Here is a 9419-nt window from a genome sequence, read left to right as displayed (position 1 = left end):
CGTAACCGTGTCGAGGCGGCGGAGGAGCTGCCGCTGTCGCTGGAGAACTGGCGCCGCCAGAGCGCCGCGCGGGTCGGTACGCCACAAGTGCGGCCGGCCACTGCCTGAGACGCAAGGCGGCGCTGCGGTAATCCTCTGTTTACCATTCGATCCCTACCATTGCGGTCATGGAATCGATCCGTCGACAGAACCCGCAGGCTGCCTTGATGTCGCTCGAAGCCGCTGCAGCCTCGGCACGCAGCGGTTTCGCCTGTCTGTTCTCGACCGCGGATGAGTACGAGAGCGCGCTGATCAGCGAGCGCCGCGCGCAGGGGCGCTACACGCAAAGCCGCCGCAGCTACTGGCCGCTCGCGCTGTTCGTCGGTTGCGCCCTGATCGTGGCGGGCACGGTTCTGCTGCTGGTCTGAGTGACCTCTATCTGATAGACCTGCATTTTTTGGCCGACCAGGGCGCCGTTTCGGCGCCTTTTTCTTTTTGACCGGCTGCGGTAGACACGCCGATCGAACAAGAATGGGTGGAAACCGATGATCACCGAGATCGCGCAAATCGACGTCAAGCCGGGCAGCGAGAAGGACTTTGAGGCCGCCGTCGCCAAGGCCAAGGCCGCTTTCGGCCGCTCCAAGGGGTTTCACGGCTTCGAGCTGCACAAGTCGATCGAGAAGCCGCAGCGCTACCGGCTGATGGTGAAATGGGCGACGCTGGAAAACCACACCGTCGATTTCCGCGGCTCGGAGAATTTCACCGAATGGCGCGGCCTCGTCGGCCAGTATTTTGCCTCGCCCCCTGAGGTCGAGCACACCGAGACCGTGCTGACGACCTGATCTGCTTCAAGACGTATTACGCAGCCTCGGCCAGGGGCGGCGCCTCATACGTCTTGAAATGGTCGATCATGACCTTGGCGATGGCGACCAGCGGCAGCGCCAGCGCGAGGCCCCAGATTCCGAACACGACGCCGAGCACGATCTGGAACGCGAACAGCGTGGCCGGCGGGATGTCGAGCGCCTGCCGCTGCAGGATCGGCGTCAGCACGTAGCTCTCCATGGCGTGCACGCCCATGAAGAGCAGAAAGGCCGACAGCGCCGGGATCCAACCCGAGGCGAGGCTTGCCAGCACCACGATGACGCCGGCGATGATGGCCCCGACGGTCGGGATGAAGGCGAGCAGGCCGGCCTGAATCCCCAGGATGAACGAGCCGGGGATGCCGATGAGGGCAAGCCCGATCCAGGTCACTAGGCCGACCGCGAGCATGACGATGATCTGCGCGATCAGCCAGCGCTCCAGTGTCTCAGCTATGCGGTCGATGATGAGGGTGACGCGGGTGCGGTGCCTCGCCGGTGCCAGGAACAGCAGGCCGTCGTGATAGACGGCGGGCTGGGCGGCGAAGGCGAATCCCAGGAACAGCACGATGAAGATGTTGCCTACACCGTGGATGGTGCCGAGCAACAGCTTGAAGGTCTGGCTCACGATCGCCCCGCCGCTGGAGGCCAGCGCGCCCGCGCCCGGCAATGGACCGCGCGAGGGCGCTGCCGGTGCGGGCGTCGCCTCCGACGGCGTACTGACCGCGGAATCAGCCGCACCGTTACCGAGATCGAAGAAGCTGGTGTCGATGCCGTGGCTATCGAGGAAGGCTCTGACGTTGGCGAGCTGCGACTTGAGGGTCTTGCTCAGCAACGAAGCCTGCTCGGCAATGGTGGCGCCGCCGAGATAGGCGATGCCGACGAGCATCAGGGCCAGCGCGGTGCAGACGATCGCGAGCCGCACCGCATGCGGCAGGGGCACGCGGCGGCCGAGCGCGATCGTCAGCGCGTTTAGACCGAGACCGAGCAGCATGCCGGTGAAGATCAGCAGCAGGGTGGCGGCGAAATACCAGGTGAAGGCGAGCAGCGCGGTGAACAGCACGACGCCGATGCCCCCGACCGAGATTGCCCAAGCCTGATCCCGAGCCTGGTCGTCGCGGGTCCGGAAGCGTTCATCTTTGGACATCGTCACATCGGGTCCTTTTCAGCGCGGCGCGCCGCACTCTCTCGACAAACGCGCTTCCGATCAAGTCCGCGTCGACGCGCTGGTTTGACGGCGGCGCGCCGGCGGTGCAGAGCGATGAGGAAAGAACAGTGGGGGCCGCTTGAGCTTCATCAGCAAATGGGTCGGTCTACTCGGGCTCCTGGCCGTGCTCGTGATCGGCGACCAGATCCGGATCAACCGGCCCGGCCACAAATTTCGCCTCACGGTCGAGGTGACGACACCCGACGGGATCAAGACCGGGTCCGGCGTTCTGGCGGTCGTGCCCGACCGCAACTATAACCGCGGCGGCCGTACCACGACGCGCGGGGAGGCGGTGTTTGTCGACCTCGGCCAAGACTTGGGCCAGGACCGCGGCAAAGGCAGGAATCTGGTGGCATTGCTGGCGCACCGGCAGGGCTCCAAGCTGGACTTCGACGACATCAACTATGTCGCGCTCCGCGCCTATGGCGCCGCGCGCGGCAACCGCGTCTCGTTCAACGATATCTACCGGCAGACCGGCGTCGTGCCGGTGCAGGGCGACCTCGTTCCCGTGCTCGTGAGCTTTGGCAACCCCAATGATCCCAAGACCGCGCGCCTTGTCGCCGCCGACCATGCCGAGGCGGTTCTGGGCGACGGCTATGCGATCCGTAGCCTCACGGCCGAGGTCGTGCCCAACGGGTTTTGGCCGATTGATTTCGGTGGGGCGCTCGGGGAGCCCGTGACGCGCGGAATCGACGCGAAATTGCCCTGGCTGACCGCGCCGGGCGATCCGGCGGCAATTGCACTGGAGGCCGCCGGCCTGCCTGCCGGGGGCGAGGCCCGGGAGGCATTTGCGCGAAAATAGCATTGCCGTCCCGCGTACCCTTCTGTTGAATTTGTTCCATCGGAGGGGCATGTTTGGGGAATCTTCTTCGGCGGAGAGGCACGGAACGACAGATGAGAAAGCCGGTCGTCGGCGTGATCGGGAATTCCCATCGCGTCGAAAATCGATTTCAGGTCCAGATGGTCGGCGAGCGAAACCTGCGCGCCGTGGCCGAGGTCTCCGGTGGCTTGCCGTTGATCGTCGCGGCCGCGCCCGACATCACTGATATCGGCGCGCTGCTCGACGTGGTCGACGGGATCGTGCTCACCGGCGCCCGCGCCAATGTCCATCCGACCCGCTTCAATGTCGATCCGTGTGAGCGGCACGAGCCCTACGATATCCATCGCGACGAGGTGGCGCTGGCGCTTTCGGTCGCCTGTGTCGCCCGCGGCGTGCCGCTGTTCGGCATCTGCCGCGGCCTCCAGGAGATGAACGTCGCCTTCGGCGGCTCGCTGCATCCCGAGATCCGCGAAATCCCCGGCCGCATGAACCATCGCATGCCCCGGCTCGAGAACGGCGAGATCCATCCCGATCCGACCGTCGTGTTCGCCGACCGTCACGACGTCGACCTGACGCCCGGCGGGGCGTTCGCAAGACTGCTCGGCTGCGAGAAGATCCGGGTCAATTCGCTGCACGGGCAGGGCATATTGGAGCCGGGCAAGCGCGTGCTGATCGAAGGCATCGCCGAGGACGGCACCATCGAGGCGATCCGCATCGCGGACGCCCCGACCTTTGCGCTCGGCGTGCAATGGCACGCCGAATACGATCCCCAGCACAATCCCATCAACCGCAAGCTGTTCGAGGCGTTCGGCGAAGCGCTGGTCGCAAGGCAGAAGGCGGCGGCATAGGGGACCCTCGTGTCCCGGACGCGCTGCAGCGTTCTGACGCTGCTGCGCAGAGCCGGGACCCAGCGCTGTGAACTCCGTTGCGATATGGGCCCGCGGCTCTGCAGCGCACCGCCAAGGGGCGCTGCGCCGCGTCCGGGGCGCGAGAGCACGAGTTTGGCGCTCCCTCTCTCCACGTCGTCATTGCGAGGAGCCCTTGCGACGAAGCAATCCAGACCCTTCCGCGGCGGCAGTCTGGATTGCTTCGCTGCGCTCGCAATGACGGTGCAAGGGGCATCGTCGGCATTCTCCAACTCTCAGCTTACTGGCAGACACGCCTTCGCAGTCTCGCGGCGCGTTTCGCCCGAGGCTTGCTGTCGTTCGGCGCCCGATGAAGGCCAAAGGGCGCAGGGAAGGCCGGGCGCCGGCGGCACCCGAGATCCGTGCGCTACGAAGATGCACACGGGGTGGATCACAGGTGATGCCGGTCGCCCGGCCCTTCCCTGCGCGGATGGTTTTAACGGTGTCCTTCGTGCTCTCCCCGGGGAGCGATGCACTATTGCCCCCGTCGCCTTGCGGATGATCGATGCGCGTGCCCGGTCGGGCCGCCACATCACCGCTGAGACTTGACGCACAGACCCCGGGCGTCAGGACCACACGACTTCTCCGTCCGCGGACGACCGGGCCGGATCGTCAGGGGCTGGCGCGTGCTCGCCCCCGGTGTCCAACCTGACCGCTGTGACCGCGCCGGGTCGTATCGCGTCGCCTGAGGACTCACGGTTGCCCGCCCTGTCATCACGCATGCCGCGCCGGCGCTACCGCATCCACCGCAAGCCCGGCCCGCATCTCGTGACGATCGCGAAGCGCCCCTTTGGCAGGGGCCGGGATGAGCGGTGTATGCCATAAATCCGAAATTCGGGAAAGTGGAATGTTTTTGCGGGCAGGGGTTGACGAGGTGTTTCGGTGTGTTGCCCGACGCCTCGTGGGCGGCTTGATCTTCTTGGGCGCTCGTCCTAGCCCAAAACGTCGAGGTCTGCCGCGGGATCGAAGCCGGTCGTGCTCGCCGCTGCGCTGCCAGCAAGTGACCCGGGCGGACCGCGCCGGATTGCGCTATCCTAATGCCGGGAGCCGCTTTATCGGGAAGACTTGTCGGGTGGGTTTGGCAGACACACCTAAAGTTCTGCCCAAGACCGAGGATGACCTTCATGAGCAGACCTGTGAAGACTGAAAGCGAACTGATCGCCATGGCGAAGGCCGAGTTGAAGGTCCACGCCGACTGTCCCGATGGCATGACAATTTCCATCCTTCGCGACGGTCATTCCTGGGAGTTTCGAGCCAGCGCTGATCAGGCCACCTCAGATCGGCCCGGTTACCCTGAATGCGTCGCCATGCTTGTCCAGATCGGCGATCATCTCTGCAAGCAGTACGACGTCGAGGGGTAGGCGTACCCGCAATTCGACCATGCCGCATGGGATCTCAGAGCATGCGTCCGAATACCATCGTCAGGCCAGCCGCGAATGACATGACGACCAGCAGGGGAATTGCTGTCTCGAAGAACGGAAGCGCCATCCATCGATGCGGTTGCCCGTTGCGAGGCAAGAACAACCAGAGGAGAGCAATTGACAAAACGACCAGGAGTGCGCCGATCACGAAATTCCCCTCTGGAGCAGCGATATCCGCGTTAAAGGCAGCCCGTCCGAGAATCGCGTTGCCTGCAGCCCCGCAGGCCAACCCATAAAGCACTGCGACCATGTTTTAGTCGTTGCTGCGCGAAATTGTCCATTTTCTTGTTGACCCGGAATTGGCTGACGGTAATTGTGCCTTGCTTCACGCGGCGGGCGAGACCTGAACATGTCTTGCCGAAAACCGACAACAAGAACGGGCGGAAGCATCAGGAGGGTGAACTAGCTCCCGCGCAGAAGTGGAAGGCTGCTGATACAGCGCCTGATCCTGCTCGTTTGGGGGGGAGCACTCAGCGAGCGGGGAAAAGGCATCGATGCGCCCATTGTTGGCGGTAAGTACGGCTATCGACTGGCTGAATGAAAAGGTCGGCAACGTCTGCAACATTCTGGTGCTCGCGGCCTGCGTGGTCAGCGCTGTAAATGCGATGATCCGGTATGCCTTCAGCTACAGTTCCAACAGCTGGCTCGAGACGCAGTGGTATATGTTCGCCGTCATCGTGATGTTCGGCTCGTCCTATACCTTCAAACGCAACGAGCATGTGCGCGTCGAAATCCTGTACCTCATGCTTTCCGAACGCGGCCAGCTGTGGCTCGACCTGATCGGGACATTGGTTTTCCTCGTCCCGGCGTGCCTGCTCCTCAGCTACCTCTCGTGGTCGATGTTCTACAACTCGCTCATCATCGGCGAGATGTCCAATAATGCTGGCGGCCTCCTCCGGTGGCCGATCAAGTTTGTCCTGCCGGCAGGATTTTTCATGGTGGCTTTGCAAGGTGTTTCGGAAGCCATCAAACGCATTGCGGCCTTGCGTGGTGAAGTCACCATCGAGGCGAAATACGAGCGGCCGACCCAATGATCACGATTGATATGATGCCGCCGCTGATGTTCGGCGGGCTGGTCTTCGCCATGCTGATCGGATTTCCGGTCGCTTTCACGCTGGCCGCTCTCGGCCTTTCGTTCGGCTTTCTCGCGATCCACGAAGGATTTTTCGGGTTTAGCTTCCTCCAGGCAATCCCCGAGCGCATCTACGGCAGCGTTCTGGCAAACGAACTGCTGCTGGCAATTCCATTCTTCACGTTCATGGGATCGATCCTCGAGCGATGCGGCCTCGCAGAGGACATGCTGGATTCAATGGGGCAGTTGTTCGGCCCCATTCGCGGCGGTCTCGGCTATTCCGTGATCATTGTCGGCTTCATCCTCGGCGCTATCACAGGCACCGTGGCGGCGCAGGTGATCGCGATGGCGCTGATCTCGATGCCGGTGATGATCCGCTACGGCTACAACATGCGCTACATCACCGGCGTGCTCGCGGCCTCCGGCACCATCACCCAGCTGGTGCCTCCCTCACTGGTTCTGATCGTGCTCGCGGATCAGCTCGGGAAGTCGGTTGGCGATATGTATCTGGGCGCCTGGGGCCCATCGCTGCTTCAGATCGCACTCTTCGCGGGCTACACGTTTGCTCTGAGCGTGATCAAGCCGGGTCACGTTCCGGCGGTACCCAAGGAAGCAAGGACACTCACAGGCTGGGCGCTCTGGCGCAAATGCCTTTTGGGCATCATCCCGTCCGCCGTCCTGATCTTCGTAGTGCTCGGCACGATGATGCTCGGCCTCGCCACCCCGACCGAAGCAGGCGCGATGGGCGCAGTCGGCGCGATCGTCCTCGCCGTCATCCATCACAAGGATTTCAGCTCGGCTGGTCACAAGGTATTGTTCGTCGGCGTTGCGGCCGCGGGTGTCGGTACCATCATCGGCATCTACTTCACGCCGAATCTGGTGTTCAAGATCGCCTTTGCGATTGCCTATCTCGCAGTCGCCTGGGTTTGCATCGAGACGATCAGGATTCCCGACCTCCGCATCCTGGTCAAGCAGGGCTACGAGACTACCATGCGCATCACCTGCATGGTGACGTTCATCCTGATCGGATCGACCTGCTTCTCGATCGTCTTTCTCGGCTGCAACGGTGGTGTCTGGCTGGAGCACATGCTGACGTCGCTGCCGGGCGGCGTCTGGGGCTTCCTGATCTTCATGAACCTCTTCATCTTCTTCATCGCCTTCTTCCTCGACTTCTTCGAGATCGCCTTCATCATCATCCCGATGATCGCGCCGATCGCGCAGAAGCTGCTCACCCCCGTCGTCGGGGCGGATGCGGCCTTGATCTGGTTCGGTGTCATGCTCTGCGTCAACATGCAGACCTCGTTCCTGCATCCGCCCTTCGGCTTCGCCTTGTTCTACCTGCGGGGCGTGGCGCCGAAGGAGGTCAAGAGCTCGGACATCTATTGGGGCGCGATGCCCTGGATCGGTCTGCAGGCGATCATGGTTGCGGTCGTCATCGCGTTCCCGATCACCGTCACCGGGCTGCTGGACGCTCCCAGGAAGGTGGATCTGGACAAGATCAAGATCGAAATTCCGGATATTGAGCTGCCACCGCCGCTTGATTTCGGCCAGCCGAAGAATTGAGGGAATATCTCTGCCCGGGATCGATCCGGGGAGAGATATTGGGGGGCTGCCGGCCGCCTGCGAAGGCATGCCCCTTTGCACGGGGAACAGCAGCCCCAATGGGGATTTTGCGACTGACCGATCGTCTGGTGGAGTAGACGGTCACCTCGTGCTGTGGCTAAGTTTAAGCCCAGAGCAGCATTAGGAGAGCCCGATGCCGTATTTCCCATCTGAACAAGACCGAGACCTCCGCATCTGCAAGGTGCTTGCCGACCTGTTTTGCGCAATTCTGCTCGGGACCTTTTCCATCGTGTTCTTCGGCTGGCTCGGCGGCATTGCCGCCTTCGTTATCCTTGAAGCTTGTCTGATCGGGCTCGACTGGCTCATCCCCAGCGCGGACGACGCGGCAGGAGTTGTCCGCTAAGGGCATCTTCAACGGCCGAACCTCGCTTCGTTCATTCCTGGCCGCCGGACGATGTGGGTGCGTAGGGCGGATTAGCCGAAGGCGTAATCTGCCGTTTTGATCGTTGGGACGCATGAATGCCGAACTACCGTCGTGCACTGGTTTCGGGCGGTTGCTGGTCTTCACCGTCAATCTGCTCGATCGAAAGCGAAGACTCCTCGTCGAGCATATTGACGCCCTGCGCGTAGCTGTTGCAGCCACACGTCGGGACTATCCGTTCAAGATCGATGCGTTTGTCGTTCTTCCGAACCACCTTCATGCGGTCTGGACGCTTCCGGACGGCGATGCCGATTTTTGGGCGGGGAATAGCAGCGCGGACGGTGACTTTGGCGAACGTGCGTGAGTCGCGAGCAAGCGGCGGATTACGCCTTCGGCTAATCCGCCCTACGAGAACCGGCTCCATGCATCGAATGCGTATTCCAAATCTCGGACGAATAAACCAATCGGTAGGAATTGATCCGCCTCTGTTTTTACGGATCTGATTTGTTCTTTGAGAACGAAGTGGAGTCAGATGCAGAACGAAAGCCGACGGATCTGATCTGCAAGGTTTATCCCTGCACCATCCGCTCCATCCGCCGCGCGCGATAGGCCTGCGGTGACATCAAAGTCAATTTCCGGAACGCCTTGCGAAAGCTGCTCTCGTCCTCGTAGCCGGCCGTGCGCGCGATGGCCTTGATCGGCTGCGTTGTCGTCTCCAGCAGCGTGCGCGCGTGCTCGACGCGGCGGCGCATGATGAAGGCCTGCGGCGGTTCGCGCGTGAGCTCCTGAAATTTCCGGTTCAGCGTACGCTCACTGAGGCCGAGCGCGCCGGCAAGGCGCTTGACCGTCATCGGGGCCTTGCCGGTGCGGCGAACCAGCAGGTCGGCTCTGGTCAGCAGCGGGTCCTGCGAGAGCAGATAGCCGACGGGCATGAAAATCGATTGGGTCCGCTGGGCCGTGTCGATGACGACGTAGTCCGCGCACAGCTTTGCGATCTCCTTGCCCTCGACCATCTCGATCAGCCGGAGCAGGAGGTCGACCCACGACATCGGCCCGGCCGCGCAGACGAGGCGGTCGGTCGCGGTGATAACAGCGTCGGCCGCGAGGTCGACCGCTGGATGGCGTTGCCGCAGCTCGCCTTGCAGCCACCAGGTGATGGTGGCGCGGCGGTTGT

General features: G+C 62.8%; 11 protein-coding genes and 1 pseudogene. 9 read left to right on the top strand and 3 right to left on the bottom strand.

What is annotated here, in order from left to right; all coding sequences use genetic code 11:
• Window positions 1-167 precede the first annotated feature (167 nt).
• Window positions 168-407 (top strand): hypothetical protein, encoded by a 240-nt coding sequence (locus MOV74_RS21870; RefSeq protein ID WP_246926584.1) that lies wholly within the window; start codon window positions 168-170, stop codon window positions 405-407.
• Window positions 408-524: 117 nt separating this feature from the next.
• The gene (locus MOV74_RS21865) at window positions 525-821 is read left to right on the top strand and encodes an antibiotic biosynthesis monooxygenase (RefSeq protein ID WP_035673823.1); all 297 of its coding nucleotides are present in this window, start codon (window positions 525-527) and stop codon (window positions 819-821) included.
• Between the two features lie 16 nt (window positions 822-837).
• On the opposite strand, the gene MOV74_RS21860 is transcribed toward MOV74_RS21865, so the two are convergent.
• Window positions 838-1989 carry an AI-2E family transporter gene (locus tag MOV74_RS21860; protein WP_246926583.1) on the bottom strand — a complete coding sequence of 384 codons (1152 nt, stop codon included), beginning with the start codon at window positions 1987-1989 and terminating at the stop codon, window positions 838-840.
• Between the two features lie 133 nt (window positions 1990-2122).
• On the opposite strand from MOV74_RS21860, the gene MOV74_RS21855 reads away from it, so the two are divergent.
• From MOV74_RS21855 to MOV74_RS21845, 3 genes are all read left to right on the top strand, one after another.
• A complete protein-coding gene (locus MOV74_RS21855; RefSeq protein ID WP_309486823.1) occupies window positions 2123-2845 on the top strand; it encodes a hypothetical protein in 723 nt (240 codons plus the stop codon).
• A 92-nt stretch (window positions 2846-2937) separates the two neighbouring features.
• A complete protein-coding gene (locus MOV74_RS21850) occupies window positions 2938-3711 on the top strand; it encodes a gamma-glutamyl-gamma-aminobutyrate hydrolase family protein (RefSeq protein ID WP_246926581.1) in 774 nt (257 codons plus the stop codon).
• A 1181-nt stretch (window positions 3712-4892) separates the two neighbouring features.
• Window positions 4893-5129, top strand: coding sequence for a hypothetical protein (locus MOV74_RS21845; protein ID WP_246926580.1), 237 nt, complete (start codon window positions 4893-4895; stop codon window positions 5127-5129).
• Window positions 5130-5163: 34 nt separating this feature from the next.
• Here MOV74_RS21845 and MOV74_RS21840 read toward each other — a convergent pair whose 3' ends face one another.
• Window positions 5164-5439, bottom strand: coding sequence for a hypothetical protein (locus MOV74_RS21840; RefSeq protein WP_246926573.1), 276 nt, complete (start codon window positions 5437-5439; stop codon window positions 5164-5166).
• 244 nt (window positions 5440-5683) lie between these two features.
• Between MOV74_RS21840 and MOV74_RS21835 the strand changes: the two genes are divergently transcribed.
• The 4 genes and pseudogenes from MOV74_RS21835 to MOV74_RS21820 form a co-directional block, all read left to right on the top strand.
• Complete coding sequence (locus MOV74_RS21835) at window positions 5684-6223, top strand: TRAP transporter small permease subunit (RefSeq protein ID WP_246926571.1); 540 nt, start codon at window positions 5684-5686, stop codon at window positions 6221-6223.
• Entirely contained in the window at window positions 6220-7824 is a 1605-nt protein-coding gene (locus MOV74_RS21830; RefSeq protein WP_246926569.1) for a TRAP transporter large permease subunit, read from the top strand. The genes MOV74_RS21835 and MOV74_RS21830 overlap by 4 nt, the downstream gene beginning before the upstream one ends.
• 193 nt (window positions 7825-8017) lie before the next feature.
• A complete protein-coding gene (locus MOV74_RS21825; RefSeq protein ID WP_246926566.1) occupies window positions 8018-8227 on the top strand; it encodes a hypothetical protein in 210 nt (69 codons plus the stop codon).
• 116 nt (window positions 8228-8343) lie between these two features.
• Window positions 8344-8561, top strand: a pseudogene (locus tag MOV74_RS21820) (transposase); the annotation flags it as partial.
• A gap of 253 nt (window positions 8562-8814) precedes the next feature.
• Here the strand turns inward: MOV74_RS21820 and MOV74_RS21815 are convergent.
• A partial coding sequence (locus MOV74_RS21815) for a GlxA family transcriptional regulator (protein ID WP_246926560.1) occupies window positions 8815-9419 on the bottom strand: 605 nt, incomplete at its 5' end.

The organism is Bradyrhizobium sp. SHOUNA76, assembly GCF_023006445.1.
Classification (GTDB): Bacteria; Pseudomonadota; Alphaproteobacteria; order Rhizobiales; family Xanthobacteraceae; genus Bradyrhizobium.
Note: the sequence above shows the minus strand (reverse complement) of the source record. Positions and strands in the feature narration are given on the sequence as shown.

What these genes read in the sequence shown, in the direction of transcription:
- MOV74_RS21845 (WP_246926580.1), top strand. Translation starts at nt 4,893, where the DNA reads ATGAGCAGACCTGTGAAGACTGAAAGCGAACTGATCGCCATGGCGAAG.
- MOV74_RS21830 (WP_246926569.1), top strand. Translation starts at nt 6,220, where the DNA reads ATGATCACGATTGATATGATGCCGCCGCTGATGTTCGGCGGGCTGGTC.
- MOV74_RS21835 (WP_246926571.1), top strand. Translation starts at nt 5,684, where the DNA reads ATGCGCCCATTGTTGGCGGTAAGTACGGCTATCGACTGGCTGAATGAA.
- MOV74_RS21850 (WP_246926581.1), top strand. Translation starts at nt 2,938, where the DNA reads ATGAGAAAGCCGGTCGTCGGCGTGATCGGGAATTCCCATCGCGTCGAA.
- MOV74_RS21865 (WP_035673823.1), top strand. Translation starts at nt 525, where the DNA reads ATGATCACCGAGATCGCGCAAATCGACGTCAAGCCGGGCAGCGAGAAG.
- MOV74_RS21825 (WP_246926566.1), top strand. Translation starts at nt 8,018, where the DNA reads ATGCCGTATTTCCCATCTGAACAAGACCGAGACCTCCGCATCTGCAAG.
- MOV74_RS21870 (WP_246926584.1), top strand. Translation starts at nt 168, where the DNA reads ATGGAATCGATCCGTCGACAGAACCCGCAGGCTGCCTTGATGTCGCTC.
- MOV74_RS21840 (WP_246926573.1), bottom strand. Translation starts at nt 5,439, where the DNA reads ATGGTCGCAGTGCTTTATGGGTTGGCCTGCGGGGCTGCAGGCAACGCG.